The 17,166-nt window shown below is 67.5% G+C and carries 19 protein-coding genes; 9 read left to right on the forward strand and 10 right to left on the reverse strand.

Annotated elements, in window-relative coordinates; translation table 11 throughout:
• Window positions 1-10 precede the first annotated feature (10 nt).
• Both ACWDSI_RS08725 and ACWDSI_RS08730 read right to left on the reverse strand, forming a co-directional pair.
• Window positions 11-2,392: an ATP-binding cassette domain-containing protein gene (locus ACWDSI_RS08725; protein WP_449756309.1), complete on the reverse strand. Its 2,382-nt coding sequence runs from the start codon at window positions 2,390-2,392 to the stop codon at window positions 11-13.
• Window positions 2,393-2,432: 40 nt separating this feature from the next.
• Window positions 2,433-3,065, reverse strand: a complete 633-nt coding sequence (locus ACWDSI_RS08730) for a TetR/AcrR family transcriptional regulator (RefSeq protein WP_449746278.1) — start codon at window positions 3,063-3,065, stop codon at window positions 2,433-2,435.
• Between the two features lie 88 nt (window positions 3,066-3,153).
• Here ACWDSI_RS08730 and ACWDSI_RS08735 point away from each other — a divergent pair, with 88 nt between their 5' ends.
• Window positions 3,154-4,173: a hypothetical protein gene (locus ACWDSI_RS08735; protein ID WP_449746279.1), complete on the forward strand. Its 1,020-nt coding sequence runs from the start codon at window positions 3,154-3,156 to the stop codon at window positions 4,171-4,173.
• A gap of 15 nt (window positions 4,174-4,188) precedes the next feature.
• Here ACWDSI_RS08735 and ACWDSI_RS08740 read toward each other — a convergent pair whose 3' ends face one another.
• Window positions 4,189-5,064, reverse strand: coding sequence for an SGNH/GDSL hydrolase family protein (locus ACWDSI_RS08740; protein ID WP_449746280.1), 876 nt, complete (start codon window positions 5,062-5,064; stop codon window positions 4,189-4,191).
• An 80-nt stretch (window positions 5,065-5,144) separates the two neighbouring features.
• On the opposite strand from ACWDSI_RS08740, the gene ACWDSI_RS08745 reads away from it, so the two are divergent.
• From ACWDSI_RS08745 to ACWDSI_RS08755, 3 genes are read left to right on the forward strand one after another with little or no spacing between them, the layout of a single operon-like run.
• Window positions 5,145-6,413, forward strand: coding sequence for an esterase/lipase family protein (locus ACWDSI_RS08745; RefSeq protein ID WP_449746281.1), 1,269 nt, complete (start codon window positions 5,145-5,147; stop codon window positions 6,411-6,413).
• A 40-nt stretch (window positions 6,414-6,453) separates the two neighbouring features.
• Window positions 6,454-7,344 (forward strand): DUF1295 domain-containing protein, encoded by an 891-nt coding sequence (locus ACWDSI_RS08750; RefSeq protein WP_449746282.1) that lies wholly within the window; start codon window positions 6,454-6,456, stop codon window positions 7,342-7,344.
• Entirely contained in the window at window positions 7,341-8,504 is a 1,164-nt protein-coding gene (locus ACWDSI_RS08755) for an FAD-dependent oxidoreductase (protein WP_449746283.1), read from the forward strand. The genes ACWDSI_RS08750 and ACWDSI_RS08755 overlap by 4 nt, the downstream gene beginning before the upstream one ends.
• Here ACWDSI_RS08755 and ACWDSI_RS08760 read toward each other — a convergent pair.
• The gene (locus tag ACWDSI_RS08760) at window positions 8,485-8,829 is read right to left on the reverse strand and encodes a nitroreductase/quinone reductase family protein (RefSeq protein WP_449746284.1); all 345 of its coding nucleotides are present in this window, start codon (window positions 8,827-8,829) and stop codon (window positions 8,485-8,487) included. The genes ACWDSI_RS08755 and ACWDSI_RS08760 overlap by 20 nt on opposite strands.
• 28 nt (window positions 8,830-8,857) lie before the next feature.
• Here ACWDSI_RS08760 and ACWDSI_RS08765 point away from each other — a divergent pair, with 28 nt between their 5' ends.
• Genes ACWDSI_RS08765 through ACWDSI_RS08775 form a run of 3 tightly spaced genes read left to right on the forward strand, consistent with a single transcriptional unit; the run spans window position 8,858 to window position 11,302 of the window.
• A complete protein-coding gene (locus ACWDSI_RS08765) occupies window positions 8,858-9,961 on the forward strand; it encodes an NAD(P)/FAD-dependent oxidoreductase (RefSeq protein ID WP_449756339.1) in 1,104 nt (367 codons plus the stop codon).
• 31 nt (window positions 9,962-9,992) lie between these two features.
• A complete protein-coding gene (locus ACWDSI_RS08770; protein ID WP_449746285.1) occupies window positions 9,993-10,589 on the forward strand; it encodes a sulfite oxidase-like oxidoreductase in 597 nt (198 codons plus the stop codon).
• A gap of 2 nt (window positions 10,590-10,591) precedes the next feature.
• A complete protein-coding gene (locus ACWDSI_RS08775) occupies window positions 10,592-11,302 on the forward strand; it encodes a ferredoxin reductase (protein ID WP_449746286.1) in 711 nt (236 codons plus the stop codon).
• Window positions 11,303-11,337: 35 nt separating this feature from the next.
• Here ACWDSI_RS08775 and ACWDSI_RS08780 read toward each other — a convergent pair whose 3' ends face one another.
• Window positions 11,338-11,652, reverse strand: coding sequence for a hypothetical protein (locus tag ACWDSI_RS08780; protein ID WP_449746287.1), 315 nt, complete (start codon window positions 11,650-11,652; stop codon window positions 11,338-11,340).
• 48 nt (window positions 11,653-11,700) lie between these two features.
• The gene (locus tag ACWDSI_RS08785) at window positions 11,701-11,922 is read right to left on the reverse strand and encodes a DUF3263 domain-containing protein (RefSeq protein ID WP_449746288.1); all 222 of its coding nucleotides are present in this window, start codon (window positions 11,920-11,922) and stop codon (window positions 11,701-11,703) included.
• Between the two features lie 238 nt (window positions 11,923-12,160).
• Between ACWDSI_RS08785 and ACWDSI_RS08790 the strand changes: the two genes are divergently transcribed.
• Complete coding sequence (locus ACWDSI_RS08790) at window positions 12,161-12,778, forward strand: hypothetical protein (RefSeq protein WP_449756310.1); 618 nt, start codon at window positions 12,161-12,163, stop codon at window positions 12,776-12,778.
• Window positions 12,779-12,817: 39 nt separating this feature from the next.
• On the opposite strand, the gene ACWDSI_RS08795 is transcribed toward ACWDSI_RS08790, so the two are convergent.
• Both ACWDSI_RS08795 and ACWDSI_RS08800 read right to left on the reverse strand, forming a co-directional pair.
• On the reverse strand, window positions 12,818-13,888 hold the full coding sequence (locus ACWDSI_RS08795) for a DUF475 domain-containing protein (RefSeq protein ID WP_449746290.1): 1,071 nt from the start codon (window positions 13,886-13,888) through the stop codon (window positions 12,818-12,820).
• Window positions 13,885-14,166, reverse strand: a complete 282-nt coding sequence (locus ACWDSI_RS08800) for a hypothetical protein (protein WP_449746504.1) — start codon at window positions 14,164-14,166, stop codon at window positions 13,885-13,887. Before ACWDSI_RS08800 ends, ACWDSI_RS08795 begins: the two co-directional genes overlap by 4 nt.
• 152 nt (window positions 14,167-14,318) lie before the next feature.
• Here ACWDSI_RS08800 and ACWDSI_RS08805 point away from each other — a divergent pair, with 152 nt between their 5' ends.
• Entirely contained in the window at window positions 14,319-14,663 is a 345-nt protein-coding gene (locus ACWDSI_RS08805; RefSeq protein WP_449746291.1) for an RNA polymerase-binding protein RbpA, read from the forward strand.
• 98 nt (window positions 14,664-14,761) lie between these two features.
• Here the strand turns inward: ACWDSI_RS08805 and ACWDSI_RS08810 are convergent, their stop codons facing one another.
• On the reverse strand, window positions 14,762-15,565 hold the full coding sequence (locus ACWDSI_RS08810) for a polyprenol monophosphomannose synthase (RefSeq protein ID WP_449756311.1): 804 nt from the start codon (window positions 15,563-15,565) through the stop codon (window positions 14,762-14,764).
• Window positions 15,549-17,126, reverse strand: coding sequence for an apolipoprotein N-acyltransferase (gene lnt, locus ACWDSI_RS08815; RefSeq protein ID WP_449756340.1), 1,578 nt, complete (start codon window positions 17,124-17,126; stop codon window positions 15,549-15,551). Before lnt ends, ACWDSI_RS08810 begins: the two co-directional genes overlap by 17 nt.
• Window positions 17,127-17,166 lie beyond the last annotated feature (40 nt).

Genomic DNA, 17,166 nt, shown 5'->3' on the forward strand with positions numbered 1-17,166 from the left:
GCGCGTCGGATCACAGACCGAGATAGTCGGCGAGGTGAGTGGCCGTCAGCGTTTCGCGCCCGGCGACGAGGTCATGCGGCGTGCCCTCGAACACCACCGCGCCACCGTCGTGTCCGGCGCCCGGACCGAGATCGATGATCCAGTCGGCGTGCGCCATCACCGCCTGATGGTGCTCGATGACGATGACCGACTTTCCGGCGTCGACAAGGCCGTCGAGGAGATCAAGCAGATGTTCGACGTCGGCGAGGTGCAAGCCGGAGGTCGGCTCGTCGAGCACATATACGCCGCCGCGCTCACTCATGTGGATGGCCAGCTTCAGGCGTTGGCGTTCGCCTCCCGACAGTGTGGTGAGCGGCTGGCCGATGGTGAGATAGTCGAGCCCCACCAGGCTCAGATTGCGCAAGAGCTTCTGTGCCGCAACGACCTTGGTGTCGCCGGAACCGAAGAAGTCGAGCGCGGCGGCCACCGGCATCGCGAGAACCTCGCTGATGTCGCGCCCGCCGAGTGTGTAATCGAGGACCTCCGGCGAGAAACCCTTACCCCCGCACAGCTCGCAGGTCACCGCCACCCCGGCCATCACCGCGAGGTCGGTGTAGATCACCCCGCTCCCCTTGCAGTTGGGGCAGGCGCCTTCCGAATTCGCGCTGAAGAGACCAGGTTTGACACCATTTGCCTTGGCGAAGGCCTTACGGATCGGCTCGAGCAATCCTGTGTAGGTCGCGGGGCTGCTGCGGCGGGAACCGCGGATCGGGGTCTGGTCGATGAGCACCACGTCGTCTCGCTGTGCCACCGCCCCGCCGATCAGTGAGCTCTTGCCCGATCCGGCGACCCCGGTGATCACGCAGAGCACGCCCAGCGGGATGTCGACGTCGACGTCGCGCAGGTTGTGCGCGTTGGCGTCGCGGATCGGCCACGCACCCGTCGATGCGCGTACCGAGTCCTTCACTCGTGCGCGGTCGTCGAGATGCCGTCCGGTAAGGGTGTCCGCGGCTCGCAACCCCTCGACGGTCCCCTCGTACATCACCTCGCCGCCGTCGGCCCCGGCGCGTGGACCGAGATCGACAACGTGGTCGGCGATCGAGATCACCTCCGGCTTGTGCTCGACGACGAGTACCGTGTTGCCCTTGTCGCGCAGGCGCAGCAGCAGCCGATTCATCCGTCCGATATCGTGCGGGTGCAGCCCGACCGTGGGCTCGTCGAAGACATAGGTGACGTCGGTGAGGGCCGATCCCAGGTGCCGGATCATTTTGGTGCGCTGCGCTTCTCCGCCCGAGAGGGTGCCCGCGGGACGGTCCAGGGAAAGGTAGCCGAGGCCGATCGCGACGAACGAGTCGAGTGTCGCGGCGAGGGTGTCGCGCAACGGGGTGACCGACGGGTCGGTGATCTGCCGTACCCAGTCGGCGAGATCGCTGATCTGCATCGCGGACGCGTCGGCGATACTGTTCCCGCTGATCAGGGACGACCGTGCCGCTTCGTTGAGACGCGTCCCTGCGCAGTCCGGGCAGGTGGTGAACGTGATCGCGCGGTCGACGAATGCGCGGATGTGCGGTTGCATCGCGTCGCGGTCCTTGGCCAGGAAAGACTTCCGGATCTTCGGGATCAATCCCTCGTAAGTCACATTGATGCCCTCGACCTTGATCTTCGTGGGCTCCTTGTAGAGCAGATCGTCGAGTTGCCCTCGGGTGAACTCGGCGATCGGCCGGTCGGCGTCAAAGAAGCCGCAGCCACGGAAGATCCGGCCATACCAGCCGTCCATCGAGTAGCCGGGAATCGTGATGGCGCCGTCGCTGATGGATTTCGACGCGTCGTAGAGCGCGGTCAGGTCGAAATCGGAGACACTCCCCCGCCCCTCGCACCGCGGGCACATGCCGCCGGTGATCTCGAAGCTGCGGCGCTCCTTGACGGTGCGCCCGCCCTTCTCGAGGGTCACCGCACCGGCTCCGCTGACCGAGGCGACATTAAACGAGAATGCCTGCGGCGAGCCGAGGCGGGGTTCGCCGAGGCGGCTGAAGAGGATCCGGAGCATCGCGTACGCGTCTGTCACGGTCCCCACGGTGGAGCGCGGGTCGGCACCGATGCGTTCCTGGTCGACGACGATCGCGGTGGTCAATCCATCGAGCACATCGACATCGGGCCGGTCCGGTGTCGGCATGAAACCCTGTACGAACGCGCTGTACGTCTCGTTGATGAGGCGCCGCGACTCGGCGGCGATCGTCCCGAACACGAGTGAGCTCTTTCCGGACCCGGACACACCGGTGAACACCGTGAGCCTGCGTTTGGGAAGGACGATGTTGACGTTCTTGAGGTTGTTGACGCGCGCACCGACGACGGTGATCGCGTCGTGCCGGTCGGCTGCGAGCACGCCGTCGCCTGTGGATCTGGCTGCGGGCATGGTGATGTGGACCTCGTTCCGTGTGGCTTTCGTCACCACGCTAGCGGGTCGATCTGACCCGGGGTGTCGTCTCTGTCGGCTCGTCCGCCTCGATGCCCGGGCCCTCGCCGCGACTCAGCGTGCGCCACAGCGGGATCACGCAGATATCGACGATCTCGTCGATCGTGGTGGGCGACAGCGCTCCGGAGATCAACATCTCATGGCGTGCGAGATCGAACGGTAACGACAGCGCCCGAGGGGGAAGCGTCAGCGCACCGAGTTCGCCGCGACGGCGGGCGCGCTCGAGCGTGGGGCCGAGGATCCCGTCGACGTGACTGCCGAGCAGGGTGCGGAAGGTCTCGGTGGTGCCTGCCGGGAGTTCGGCGATGAGGCTGTGAATCGTGGGGGTACCGATCTCGTCGAGTCGGTCGCGCATCGCGCTCAGGAGCACGCGCACATCACCACCCAGCGAACCGGTGTCCGATGTCACGAGGGCCTCCCTCGCCGATGCGGCGAGCGCAGCGAGCACCATGTCGGCGCGGGATCCCCATCGTCGGTAGAGCACGGTCTTCCCGGTGCCCGCGGCCGCGGCGACGCCCTCGTAGGTCAGCCCGGCGTAGCCGTGTTCGGCGAGCTCGCGCCGCACCGCATCGAACAGTTCGTCCTCGAGTTCCTGGCCCCGGCGTCGGCGCATCACGTCTCCTCCACATCCGATACGTTGCGTATCTTATACGATCGGCCTAGTCTTCTAGGAAACGTTGCGTATCTAAGGAGACAGGCTGATGACGACCAACGGTCCGACAACGGCATCGACATCGATGCCGAAGATCATCGCGGTGGTGGTGGGGACGTCGATCCTCTTGTCGGTGATGGTGTTGCTCTTCGCGCTGCCGGCGGCCCGGTCGGCGCCGCATCACGTCCCGGTCGGTGTGGTGGCGTCCGAGCAGGCGCAGTCGGCGGTGCGCCACGGCGGCGGCGACGGTTTCGAGTTCACGTCCTATTCCGACGAATCGGCCGCCCGCACCGCGATCGAGCACCGCGAGGTCTACGGTGCCGTGCTGATCGGGCCCACCGGCGACGTGACCACGCTGGTGGCGTCGGCGGCGAGTCCGACCGTGGCCACACTGATCCAGACGATGGGACAGCGCGTCGCGTCGTCGACCCGGGGCACCGCGACATCCCACGACATCCGCGCGTTCCCGGCGAAGGACCCACGGGGCGCGGGACTCTCGGCCGGTGCCCTACCCCTGGCCCTCGGCGGGTGGATCACCGCGATGGTGATCATGCTGGTGTTGCACACGCCACGAGCCCGCGTCGCCGCCGCCCTGGGCGTGTCGGTGATCGGCGGGCTGGCGCTGGTCGCTCTCCTGCAATTCGTGGTGGGGACGTTCGACGGCAACTATCTTCTGACGTCGGTCGCGGCGATGCTCGGCATCGCGGCGACGTGTTTCGCCGTTCTGGGATTGCGTGAGTTGCTCGGCGGACCGGGCATCGCCATCGCGGCGGTCGCCCTGATCCTGCTGGGCAATCCGCTGTCGGGACTCTCGAGCGCCCCGGAGATGTTGCCGACGCCATGGGGTGCCGTGGGACAGTTGCTGCCGCCCGGCGCCACCGGTTCCCTACTTCGTGACGTGGTGTTCTTCGACGGTCACGGCATCGCTCATGCACTGACGGTCCTGTTGTGCTGGCTGGTCGGTGGCCTGGCGCTCTACGCCCTCGGGGTTGCTCGATCACGGCGGGAACACACCACCGATGTCGATGTCATCGAGTTCGACAGTCGCCGCGAGACCGTCGAAGCCTGACCGTGCAGCCGGCGGTCACCGGCGCAGCACTGCGAGCGCCGCACGCGCCATGGCCTGCTGCCCCGCCGGATTGGTGTGCAGGAACGGATATTGGCGAGAACCGATGATGGGCTCCACCCACCGCTCGCCGGGTCCGGCGCAGGCGTCGTGTCCCGCCGAGGCCTCGGCGAGCGAGACGAATGTGCTGCCGGTGGCCGCCGCTGCCCGCGCGGCGGCGGCGTTGAGTGCGGTGATCGCCGAGTGGAGGTAGCCCACATCACCCCGCGCCGTCAGTAGGGACGCGGCGCAGGCGCGGTCGCCCTCGGCGGGAAACATTTGCGGGTAACCGAGCACCAGCAACCGGGCGTTCGGTGCGGCACGAAGGATCGCTTGGTATGCGCCCACGAGCGCGGGGTAGGTCGAATCAGAGATCTCCGCGGCCAGGGAGTTGCCGTAGCGGTCGCGGCACGGGTGAGCGGCACCCGGAGAGGCGAGGTGGGCGGTCATACAGCCATTGGTGGCGGTGGTGAACAGATCACCATTGTTGGCGCCGATGGTGATGGTCACCAGGCGGGTCCGCGCATCGAGTGCGTCGAGTTGGGGTGCCACCCACGGATAGCGGCTGCGGAACAGGTTGTCGGTATCCGCACCCCCGCAACTGACGTCACGAACCCGCACGCCGAGGACGGCAGCGACCTGACGGGGGTAATTGTGCGCGGAGTTCGAGCAGAGCGGCGCCGCGCCGGGAGCCGGAGGCATCACGCCGGACGCCGACGAGTAGCTGTCTCCGAGGGCGACGTACTCGACAGGTGGGACGGTCCGATCCGGTGGTACTGCCGACGCGGCGCCGCCGCCGAGCGCGAGCGCGGCCACTGCCGCGATTGCCACCAACATCGCCCGACCGGGGTTCATCCGTCCACTTTGACGCATTTGACCGCGCGTCGCGACCAGTAAACCCCGCGCATTTCGGTGTACAGGCGTACGCTCAAGTCGTGACGACGACACCTACGCCCGACGCCGACGAGGTCGCCGCGCTGACCCGACTCGGCCTCGTCGAACTCGCCTCCGCCACGCGCGGGGTGGGAAAGATGCACCGATCGATCTCGCGGGCCGTCTTCGGTGTCATGCACCGCGTGTTGGGGCGTCGGGCGCTGTCGGTGCGCGACGTGCACGATGCGGTCGCCGAGGCCACCTATACGTCGATCTGCGGTGTGCTCGAGGTGAGCGCGGTGGCCGCCGATCGTCTTCCCGACCCGTCACGGCCGGTGTCGCACTCCCCGCGCGGAGCCGGTGTCATCGCCGTGCTCGACGGCTTGATCGGCGACGCCCTGGCCGACGAGGGTTCGCCGCTGGCACCGGCGCTCTCGGTCCGCGTCGCCGGCGCCCCGGTGCCGCATGACCCGGACCGACTGGACGAGGCGTTTCCGCACGCCACGGGCCACCTGGTGGTGTTCCTGCACGGGCTGATGGAGTCCGAATTCGCGTGGCGAAGCGATCAGCGGCCGACGTACGGGTCCCGACTCGAGGCCGACATCGCGGCCACCGAGGTACAGATCCGCTACAACTCCGGCCGACACATCAGCGCCAACGGCGCCGATCTGAGCGCCACCCTCGAGGCACTCGTCGAACTGTGGCCCGTACCGGTGACCCGGATATCGCTGGTCGGGCACTCGATGGGTGGGCTGGTGATCCGCAGCGCCTGCCACCATGCGACCGAAAGCGAGGCCTACTGGCGCCACCTCGTCACCGAGACCGTGAGTCTGGGCACCCCGCACCTCGGTGCGCCCCTGGCCAAGGGCGTCCATGCGGCCACCACGGCGTTGCGTGCCACGCCGGTCACCGAGCCGTTGGGCAATCTGCTGGGGCGGCGCAGCGCCGGCGTGCGGGATCTGTTCCACGGCAGCCTCACCGACGACGACTGGCGCGACCGGGACCCCGATGCGTGGATACAGCCGGGCGTGGCCGACCCTCCGCTGCTGCCGACCGCACGGCACCTGTTCGTGACCGCCTCGGTGACGCGTAACCCCAACCACCCGCTCGGTCGTCTGATCGGCGACGGCCTGGTGCTCACACCGAGCGGCCGCGGATACAACAAGTCGCGCACCGTCGGTTTCCGGCTGGACCACGGCATGCACATCGGCGGCGCGAACCACTTCACCCTGTTGAACAACGACGACATCTACGACTGGCTCGTGGGACATCTGCGTCCGCGTCCGGCATTGACGACGGGCAAGCCCGAGGTCGGGGCGCTCGCGCCGTAGCCCGGACACGCGGCCGGTCGACCTGACAAGATCGTTTGTCATGGGGACAACTGCGTCGCTGGTCCGGATTGCGATGGCCTACCTCCTCGCCATCGGTGTCGCGCTGGTGTGGCTCATCTGGGGTCCCGGTACCGGCGAGCTCTGGGCCGACACCCTCGTCGCCGACGTGCTGGGCACGCTGGTGATCTTCGGATTCTCGCGCGCACACCACAATTCGAGCTTCTACGACGCCTACTGGAGTGTGGTGCCGCCGCTGCTGATGATCTATTGGTGGTGGTCCGGGGACTTCCGCGACGCTGGTACAGGGGCGTGGATCAGGTACGTGCTCGTTGCGACGGTCGTCATCGTGTGGGCGATCCGTCTCACCGTGAACTGGCTGCGGTCGTTTCCGGGACTCCATCACGAGGACTGGCGGTATCCGTTGCTGCGGGAGCGGGCGGGCCGTGCCGAGTTCTGGGCGGATCTCGTCGGCATCCACCTCTTTCCCACGTTGCAGGTCTTTCTCGCGATGATGCCGGTCTACGTCGCGGTGACCCGATCCGACGACGGCATCGGATGGCTGGCGTGGGTGGCCTTCGTCATCGGCATGGCCGCCATCGTGACCGAATCTGTTGCCGACCGGCAATTGCGTGCCTTCCGCGCGTCCGCGCGTCCGGGCGAGGCCATCACGGCGGGGCTGTGGGGATGGTCGCGACACCCGAACTACTTCGGCGAGTTCGGATTCTGGGTGTCACTCGCGATCTTCGGGGTGTCGGCGGCCCCGGGTGACGCGTGGTGGATGTTCGCCGGCGCACTGCTCATGCTCGCCATGTTCTTGGGCGCCAGCATCCCCATGATGGAGGAACGCAGCCTCGAGCGACGACCCGAGTACCGTCATGTGATCGACCAGGTGTCCAAGTTCGTCCCGCTACCTCCGCGGGTGCGCGCGTGACCGGTCGGCGAGTGGTGATCGCCGGACTCGGTGACTCCGGCCTGCTCACCGCCATTCACCTCGCCCGTCATGCCCAGGTCGTGGGCGTGAGCCTCACACCCGCAATGGTGAGCGGGCAGGAACTCGGACTGCGGCTCAGTGATCCCGACACCTGGGCGCAGCACTACCGCGTCGACTTCTCCCGGTACCGCGGCCTGGACCGCGTCGAGACGCTGCACGCCGAGGTGGTGGGCCTGGATCCCGGGGCGCACACCCTCACGGTGCGACGCCCCGGCAGCACCCGGGCCGGCGCGTCGATCGACACTCTGCCCTTCGATGTTCTGCTCATCGCCACCGGCGTCCGCAACGGTTTCTGGCGGCACCCGGAGCTGCGGTCGACGGAGGAGGTGGACGAGGCCCTGCGTGATGCGCACATACGCGTTGCGAACGCCCGGTCGATAGCCGTCATCGGGGGAGGCGCCGCGGCGGTGAGCGCGGCCGCGCAACTCGCCGCGCGATGGCCCGACACACGCGTCGACCTCTATCACCCCGGCACCGAGCCCCTGCCGCGGCACCATCAGCGGGTTCGCCGCGCCGTGGTGCGCCGACTGGGTGCACTCGGCGTGGTGGTGCATCCCGGGCACCGGGCGGTGCCGCCCGCTCCCACCTGCGCCCCGGCCATCACCGACGCCCCCATCGAGTGGCGCACCGGGCAACCACCGGTAACGGCGGCGGCGGTCATCTGGGCGATCGGCGCGGGCAGGCCCAACACCGAATGGTTACCGCCGGAGATGCTGACCGACGACGGATTCGTCCGGGTGGGTGCGGATCTCGCGGTTCCGGGCCACCCCGGCATCTTCGCGGTGGGTGACGTCGCCGATACCGACCCGCTGCGCGGATCGGCCCGCAATCGCGCCGACCGACTGGCGGCCCACAATATCCGGACCCACCTCGACGGCGGGACGCCGCGCCGCTACCGTGCGCGCAATGTTCGCTGGGGCTCGGTGTTCGGACCACTCCCCGACGGCCTCGACGTGTTCACGCCGCAGGGTGCGCGTTTCCGTTTCCCGGCGTGGACCGTCGAGGCGATCCTCTACCGGTGGATCGTCGCGCGCGGCATCTACCGCGGGATTCGGCCCGAGGTGTCGCGCACGTCGGCGATCACATCGGATCGAGCGTGATCCGTACGGCGACGCGCCCCTCGCCGTCGCGTTCGGCCACCGCGTGTCCGGTGTGGCTGCCCCCGTCGAGTGTCAGTGACAACGGTGCTCCATCGCCGGTGAAGTTCTTCCACCAGGTCTTGCGGTCGGGCATCGCCACCCCGACGACCACCTCGTCCCCACGGCGCGAATACCCGACCGGCAGTTCGACGGTCTTGCCCGAGCGGCGGCCCGTGTAGGTCAGCACGGTCATGCTGCGCCCGACGATCGGAGCGAGGAACGGGGCGCGAACCATGGGGCGCACCGCCGTGTTGAGCACCGCGGCCGACTTCTGCAGTATGTTCACATCTCCATGATGGCGGCAGGAGGGCGCACTGGACACCATCGACTGTGTCATCGTCGGCGCAGGAGTGATCGGACTCGCGATCGCCCGCGAACTGGCGACCGCCGGACGCGAGGTGCTGGTGCTCGAGGCCGCAGACTCCGTGGGAACCGGCACGAGCTCGCGCAATTCGGAGGTGATCCACGCCGGCATCTACTACCCGCCGGGATCCCTCAAGGCCCGGATGTGCGTGCGCGGGCGGGACATGCTGTACCGCTACTGTTCCGATCGCGGCGTCGACCATCGTCGGGTCGGCAAGCTCATCGTGGCCACATCCGACGATCAGCGGCCCACCCTGGCGACCCTGGCCGATCGTGCCCGGGCCAATGGTGTCGACGACCTGCGGGAGGTCACCGGAACCGAATTGGCCCGCACCGAACCCGCCCTCACCGCGACGTCGGCGCTGTACTCCCCGTCGACGGGGATCGTCGACTCGCATGCCCTGATGCATGCGTTGGGTTCCGACGCCACCGCGGCAGGCGCCGACATCGCGTTACGCAGTGCGGTCATCGGCGGCAGGGTCGGTAGCGGCCCGACGCCGCATGTGCTCCGGGTCGCGAATGTGGGAGAGCTCGGATGTCGGGTACTGGTGAACGCCGCAGGACTCGGTGCGTGGGACGTGGCGCGCTCGCTGGCCGGTTTCCCCGAGCAACAGATACCGCAGCAACGCCTGGTCAAGGGCAGCTACTTCTCCCTCGGGGCCCATCGGGCGCCGTTCTCGCACCTGGTGTATCCGGTGCCCGAGCCCGGCGGCCTGGGGATACATCTCACGCTCGACCTCGCCGGCGCCGCCCGTTTCGGACCCGACGTCGAGTACGTCGACCACATCGATTACGCGGTCGATCCTGCGCGGGCAGGCATATTCGCCGAGTCGGTGCGCCGGTACTGGCCCGGACTGCCCGACGACGCTCTGGTCCCCGACTACGCCGGGATACGTCCCGCGATCTCCGGGCCGGGACCCTCGGCCGACTTCCGCCTCGCCGGACCCGCCGACCTCGGCATCGCCGGCCTGGTGTCCCTCTTCGGTATCGAATCGCCCGGCCTGACATCGTGTCTGGCCATCGCTGCTGCCGTGCGCGAGATGCTCGACGCCTGAGCAGCACCGGCCCAGTGCGTAGACTCGTGCCATGGCCATCGTCAACCGGGGATTCGTCGGTCGGCGTGACCGCGACGCCGACCGACTACCACCGGGCCAGTACACCACCCTTGACTTTCCGGTGCTCTCCGCCGAACCGACGCCGGTGATCACGCCTGCCACATGGTCGCTGACGCTGCAATCGTCGGCTCACCGCGCCCACACTCTCGACTGGGCGGCTTTCCGGGCGTTGCCGCACACCGACATCACCACCGACATCCACTGCGTCACCCGCTGGTCGAAGTTCGGAACACGCTGGCGTGGAGTGTCATTCGACGCCATCCTGGAGATTCTTCCGTGGCCTGCCGACCATTTCGTGATGGCCCACTGCTACGGCGGTTACACCACCAATCTGCCTCTCGCCGACCTCCGGGACGGCCAGGCGTGGCTCGCCGACACCTACGACGGCGAGCCGCTGGCCCCCGAACACGGCGGTCCGGTACGGCTGCTGGTGCCGCATCTGTACTTCTGGAAGAGCGCGAAATGGGTTCGCCGACTTCGGTTCATGCCGCACGACACCGCCGGTTTCTGGGAGAGTCGTGGCTACCACATGTACGGCGACCCCTGGCGCGAGCAGCGCTACTCCTGACCGTGCACTGGCAACTGACCACCGTGATCTCCTCGGTGCACCAGACACCGAGCGCCCGTTCGCTGCGGCTCGCGCTCTCGGAGCCGATGACGGCGCTACCTGGACAGCATGTCGACATCCGGCTGACCGCCGCCGACGGGTACTCCACAGCTCGCACCTACTCGTTGTCGGACGTGCGTGAGCAATCGGTGGTGGAGGTGACGATCGAACGACTCGAGGACGGGGAGGTGTCGCCCTACCTCGTCGACGAGGTACGCGACGGCGACCCATTGGAGATCACCGGTCCGAACGGGGGCTGGTTCACCTGGGATCACCGCGATGGCCGTCCGGTGCAGCTCATCGCGGGGGGCTCGGGCATCGCGCCCCTCATGTCGATGATCCGCGACCGCGAAATCCTGTCCCCTGCAACACCGTTTCGGCTCCTGTACTCCGTCCGGAGTCCCGAACGGAGATACTTCCGGGACGAGTTGGACCTGCTGACCACACATCGGCGTCTGCCCGTGGATCTGATCTACACCCGTACCGCCGCATCCGACGAGTCCCGCCCACCCGGCCGGATCACGGAGGAGGAGGTCGCAGCGCGGACGTTGCCCGCCGATGTCTCCCCCACCGTGTTCATCTGCGGTCCGACGCTCTTCGTCGAGCAGTGTGCGTCGTGGATGGTGCGCGCCGGCCACGATCCGGGACGGATCCGGACCGAGCGGTTCGGCTGAGCCAGCTCATCTGTGGACGACGGTAAGGCCACCCGTCACCGCCGCCGTCGTCGCCTGCCGGGATCGGGGCGGTCGGCAGCGGGGCGAGCCAGATCCGGACTGCTCGTGATATGCCATGCGCCGCAGACACACTCGTAGGACCGCAGCCGGGGCGCGGTTGCCCGGAGCGCGCGGATGCGGGCCGCCGCAGCGTCCGCGGCGGACACGGTGTCGAAGGCGTCCTTGTCCGGGGTGGGGCATACGCCGGGGGTCGGTTTCGTGGGACGCGAACGCGGCGTCGCCCGGAGGCTGGTTCGGTGTTCGATGCGGCGATAGAACTCGTCGAGATCGTCGTCGGAGAACGCTGCCATGGTCGGTGCCCCGGCATCGGCCCGGCCGGGCGATGCGCCGGAGTTCGCTCAGCGGGCCATCCAGAGCCTGCGCCGGATGACCTCGTGCATCCGGGCGAGCTGCGTGCGAGTCAGCGTCGACGGCGGCGCGGTGTCGATGAGGCGTTTGATCTCGGTGAAAAAGTCACGATCGGAAAGGCCGAAGCGTTCGGTGATGGCCCGTGAGGAGCCGCCGCCGAGGGCGTACCAATTCGTCTCGAAGTCAAGCATCTGCTTCTGCTTGGTGTCCATGCGGAACTCAATTCACCAGAACGTGCGGGGGGAAGCGATACGAGTGGAGGTGCCCACCATTTGCTCGTCGCCGTATGAGTCCTTTGTACACGGGGATTCCGACTTGTTCGGGCTTATTACGCAGCGTTCGCCAAAACGAAACCCGCAAGCGTGGTCAGTAGATGATCGCCCGGAACCCGGCGTGTCGCGATCACTCGTCCGCGCTCGACCGACGCCCCGGAACCCTACACTCGGACCCATGGCAGACCATCCCGTCGCGAATCCGGGCAAACCGGATCATTCGCCCACCGAGGTCCCCTCCGCGAGCGGTTCGGCCGCCGACAGCGCCACCGCAGCCACCCCCGCCGCGACCGCGTCACGCAGCTTCGGTGATCGCGTCCGGGGATGGAGCCGCACCACAGCGATCGTGCTGGTCTCGCTGGTGGCCGCAGTGGTCGTCTATTTCATCCTCGCGGCGTTCCTCCCCCGCTGGTGGGCCGGCGTCATCGGTCGCAATGTCGACGGCTCCTTCGGCCGCGGTATCGGTACCGGCCTCTCCCTCGGCTTCGTGTGCACCTTCGTGCCGCTGTTGCTCATCGGTTTCGCCGTGCTGCTGCGCGGCCGGTGGAAGAACGTGCCGACCGTCCTGCTCGCCCTCCTCGGGGTCGCGGCGGCGATCCCCAATCTGCTGACCCTGAGTGTGGTGCTCGGCGGCGGCAGCGCCGCCCATGCCGGTCAGCGGATCTTCGACGTGCAGGCACCCGGGTTCCGCGCGTCCACGCTGTGGGGAGCCATCATCGCGGTGGTGGTGTTCGCCGCGGTGGCCTACTTCATCTGGGCGTTCCGGCGTCGCGGGCAGAAGCTACGCGAGTCCTAGCCGTAGGACCCGACCACCTACGCCGATGGTGCGTGTCGGTCAGCCGGCGCGAGCGTGCTCGCGGCGGTTGGCCCGGACGCTGCTGAACAACGCGGCGCCGATGAACACGACGCCGATGAGCCCGGTCACCACGTCGTTGATGTGGTAGCGCACGCTGATCAGCAGGATCGTGGCCAGCGCGCCGATCGCCCAGTGCGCGCCGTGTTCGAGGTAGCGGTATTGGGCCAACGAGCCGGTACGCACCAGGAAGATGGTGATCGACCGGACGAACAGTGCACCGATGAAGCCAAGGCCGAGCGCGATGATGATCGGGTCGGCGGTGATCGCGAAGGCGCCGATCACACCGTCGAAGGAGAACGACGCGTCGAGGACCTCCAAGTAGAGAAACAGGAAGAACCCCGCCTTGCCGGTCGCCTTGGTGATCTCGGTGGGGCCGGAGCCGGTCTCGTCGTCGGTGTGGAACAGCGCACTGAGTCCGTCCACGAGTAGGTAGGTGATCAGGCCCAGGAGGCCGGAGATCAGTACCGTCGCCCGTATCGCGTCGGAGGCCAGAAACTCGCCGACGAGCACGAGTGTGATCGCGGCGAGTACCACGGGCAGCTGATTGAGCCTGCCGATCCTGATGAGCGGCCGTTCCAGCCACGACAACCAGGTGATCTCGCGGTCGCTGAACACGAAGTTGAGGAACAACATCAACAGGAACATGCCGCCGAACGACGCGATCTGCGGGTGCGCCTCGGTGAGAATGGTCTCGTAGCTCGGACTGCCGTCGGAGAAATAGGCGGCGTCGCCCGGCGGCGGATTCATCGCCAGCCGAAATGCCTCGACCGGGTCGAGGCCGGCCGTGATCCAGACGATGAGCAGCGGGAACAGCAGACGCATCCCGAACACCGCGATCACCACGCCGACGGTGAGGAACATGCGCTGCCAGAACGCGCTCATCCGTTCGAGGACCGTGGCGTTGATGACCGCGTTGTCGAACGACAGCGAGACCTCCAGAACGCCGAGGATGGCGCACAGCACCAGGGCCTCCCAGCCGCCATAGAAGTAGGCGACGACCAGCGCCAGGACCGTCACCAGAGTGGACAGTCCGAAGGTGCGGATGATCACCGGAGCCGTTCGGCTTCTCGCGCGAGGGTGAGCACCTCGTCGGCCAGCACGGTGAGCGTGTCGTGGGAGGCCCGCTCGACCACCGCGGTGGCCAGATCCTCGGTCGCACACCGCAGTGCGAATAGTCGGTCGCCGAGGCCGTCGACCTCTGCCCGGGTGAGGATGAGGGCGTCGGCGGGGATGGCGGTGCCCTCGGTGAGCGCTCGCTGTTCGTAGGCGCGCTGGCGGCACGACCGCTTGCAGTACTTGCGTCGCCGTCCCATCTCGGAGTCGACCATGCTCTGCCCGCACCACGCACAGTTGTACGGTTTGCGCGCCGCAGAGGTGGGTCGAATGGGGGTCACCACCCGACCGTACCCGGAGATGTCCGAGACACCCGGTTCAGGCGCGTAGAATAGATGTGTTCAAAGTCAAGGGAGAGGACACCGGCATGGCAGATCGGGTACTTCGTGGTAGCCGCCTCGGTGCGGTGAGTTATGAGACCGACCGTGATCACGATCTCGCGCCACGTCGCATCGTGCAGTACCGCACCGACAACGGCGAGATCTTTGACGTGCCCTTCGCCGACGACGCCGAGGTGCCGTCGAAGTGGCCGTGCAAGAACGGCATGGAGGGCACTCTGCTCGAGGGGGCCGAGCCCGAGGAGAAGAAGGGCAAGCCCCCCCGCACCCACTGGGACATGTTGCTGGAGCGGCGCAGCGAGGAAGAACTCGACGTGCTGTTGAATGAGCGTCTCGACCTGCTCAAACAACGCCGCAGGGGGATCAGTAGCTGACCCGCTGCGCGATCACGACGCAACGACATCACAGAACCGGGGTGGAGCCGATGGCTCCACCCCGGTTTTCTGTCGCCCAGGTGACGTGTTGTCGACGTTCAGGACCGTTTGATGCCGAGTTGGGTCAGACGGTTGTCGATTCCCCAGCGGGCCACCATGAAGAACGCCTCTCCCATCACGCCGCCACTCATCTTGGAAGTACCGATCTCGCGTTCGGTGAAGGTGATGGGCACCTCACGGACATCGAAACCGGCGCGGATGGTCCGCCAGGCGAGATCGATCTGGAAGCAGTATCCGGCCGACTCCACCGTCTCCAGTCCGATGCTCTCCAACACCTTGCGACGGTAGGCCCGGTAGCCCGCGGTGATGTCCTTGACCTTGGAGCCCAGGGCCAGGCGCGCGTAGGTGTTGGCTCCGCGGGAGAGCACTTCGCGGTGTCGGGGCCAGTTCACCAGCTTGCCGCCGGGCACGTACCGCGAGCCGATCGCCAGGTCGGCGCCCGCATTGACCGCGTCGAGCAGCCGGTAGAGCTGCTCGGGCGCGTGGCTGCCGTCGGCATCCATCTCGATGATCACCTCGTACTCACGTTTGAGGCCCCACGCGAATCCCGCCAGATATGCCTTGCCCAGGCCGTCCTTCTCGAGCCTGTGCAGCACGTGGATGCGATGCGCGTCGTCGGCTTCGGCGAGTTCATCGGCCACCTCGCCGGTGCCGTCGGGACTCGAATCGTCGACAACCAGCACATGGATGCCACTCAGTGCCTTCTGCAGGCGAGCGATGATGAGCGGAAGATTATCGCGTTCATTGAACGTCGGGATGACGACGAGGGCGCCGTTTCCGTCCGCCGCCACGAGCGGATCGGGAACCGCCGTTCCCGCCGATGCATCATTGTCCGCTGTCACCGATGTCCTCCGACTTCTCGCCTGTCCGCTTTCGCGGGTCCGGCGTGCGTCGCGAACCCCCGAAAGGCTTGAAGGTGAACCTATAACGCCGCGCCACCAGCACCAAAAGCGCCGCGATCGTCGCGAGTACGGCAAGCACCTGCGGCCACGGTCCCAGGGTCGTGGCCAGCGTTTTCGACGAATGCAACGGTAACCGGTGACTGAGGATCGCCGGGGTGAAGATCCCCGACTCGGCCGAGATCGAACCGTCGGGTTCGATGATCGCACTGACCCCGCTGGTGGCTGCGACGACAACCGCTCGTCCGTGTTCGACCGCCCGGAACTGCGACATCGCCAGTTGCTGATAGGTCATGTCGGTGCGGCCGAAGGTGGCGTTGTTGGTGGGCACGTAGAGCAGTTGCGCACCCTGCTCGACGGCGGTGCGGGCCGAACGATCGAAGGCCACCTCCCAGCAGGTGGACACGCCCACCTGCACCTTTCCGGAGCGACCGGGCACGTCGAGCACCGACGACCCCGCTCCCGGACGGAAGTTGCCGGCCATGTCGGCATACGACGAGAACATGCGGAAGAAGGGTCGCCACGGTAGATACTCGCCGAACGGCTGGACGATGTGCTTGTCGTACCGCGCGACCGGTCCCCGCTCGCCGTCCCACACCAGCACCGTGTTGGTGGGCCGGCCGTCCGCGTTCATCAGCAGGGTGCCCACCAGGATCGGGGCGTTGATCGCCTCGGACGCGTCGGTGATCTCCTGAGCGGCGTCGGGGTTTGTCAGCGGCGAGATGTCCGACGCGTTCTCCGGCCATGCGACGAAATCGGGCTGTTCGACTCGTCCCGAACGCACCTTGGCAGCCAGTGCCAGCGTCTCTCGGACATGGTTGTCGAGAACGGCCCTGCGCTGGGCGTTGAAGTCCAGTCCCAGGCGCGGCACGTTGCCCTGGATCGCGGCTACCTGCACCGAGGCCGACGACACGTTGCGGTCCACGGTGTCGGGGGTCAGCGCGATCGCCGCGATCGGCCCGACGAGCGCCAACACGACCGCGAGAGCGGCCACCCGGGCGGGGGTCCGGTATCCGTGGGCGACGCGTCGGAGGAGAAGGAGGACCAGCCAGGCCAACGACGCACCGAAGAGGGCCACCGCAGCCGACACCCCCGGGGCGCCGAGTACTGAGGCGAGCGGCAACAACGGTCCGTCGACCTGACTGAACGCCGTGCGGCCCCAGGGGAATCCGCCGAAGGGAAACGACGACCGCAGGGCCTCGATCGTCACCCACGACAGCGCGAACCAGACGGGCGGGAACGGCAGACGCATGGTGGTCACCGCCACCACACCGAACAGCGCCAGATAGCCGGCCATCACCAAGGACAGCGCGATCCACGGCAGCGGGCCGACGTACACGCCGATCCACGGCAGCAACGGGATGAAGAATCCGGCGCCGAAGACGAAACCCAGCCACGCGCCGGTGCGGACACGCACGGCGCCCGCACCGAGCACCGCGAACAACACACCGAGTGACACGACCGCCATGAACCACCAGTTGCGCGGCGGAAATGCCGACCACATCGCCAATCCGCCGAGTAGTGCGGCGACAGTACGCACCGAC

This window comes from Gordonia sp. NPDC003429, assembly GCF_053588575.1.

Excerpts from the sequence above, each read along its gene's own strand:
- ACWDSI_RS08790 (WP_449756310.1), top strand. The coding sequence starts at position 12,161 with ATGGCAGACCATCCCGTCGCGAATCCGGGCAAACCGGATCATTCGCCC.
- ACWDSI_RS08725 (WP_449756309.1), bottom strand. The coding sequence starts at position 2,392 with ATGCCCGCAGCCAGATCCACAGGCGACGGCGTGCTCGCAGCCGACCGG.
- ACWDSI_RS08785 (WP_449746288.1), bottom strand. The coding sequence starts at position 11,922 with ATGGACACCAAGCAGAAGCAGATGCTTGACTTCGAGACGAATTGGTAC.
- ACWDSI_RS08750 (WP_449746282.1), top strand. The coding sequence starts at position 6,454 with ATGGGGACAACTGCGTCGCTGGTCCGGATTGCGATGGCCTACCTCCTC.
- lnt (WP_449756340.1), bottom strand. The coding sequence starts at position 17,126 with ATGTGGTCGGCATTTCCGCCGCGCAACTGGTGGTTCATGGCGGTCGTG.
- ACWDSI_RS08780 (WP_449746287.1), bottom strand. The coding sequence starts at position 11,652 with ATGGCAGCGTTCTCCGACGACGATCTCGACGAGTTCTATCGCCGCATC.
- ACWDSI_RS08770 (WP_449746285.1), top strand. The coding sequence starts at position 9,993 with ATGGCCATCGTCAACCGGGGATTCGTCGGTCGGCGTGACCGCGACGCC.
- ACWDSI_RS08800 (WP_449746504.1), bottom strand. The coding sequence starts at position 14,166 with ATGGTCGACTCCGAGATGGGACGGCGACGCAAGTACTGCAAGCGGTCG.
- ACWDSI_RS08805 (WP_449746291.1), top strand. The coding sequence starts at position 14,319 with ATGGCAGATCGGGTACTTCGTGGTAGCCGCCTCGGTGCGGTGAGTTAT.
- ACWDSI_RS08735 (WP_449746279.1), top strand. The coding sequence starts at position 3,154 with ATGACGACCAACGGTCCGACAACGGCATCGACATCGATGCCGAAGATC.
- ACWDSI_RS08730 (WP_449746278.1), bottom strand. The coding sequence starts at position 3,065 with ATGCGCCGACGCCGGGGCCAGGAACTCGAGGACGAACTGTTCGATGCG.
- ACWDSI_RS08740 (WP_449746280.1), bottom strand. The coding sequence starts at position 5,064 with ATGAACCCCGGTCGGGCGATGTTGGTGGCAATCGCGGCAGTGGCCGCG.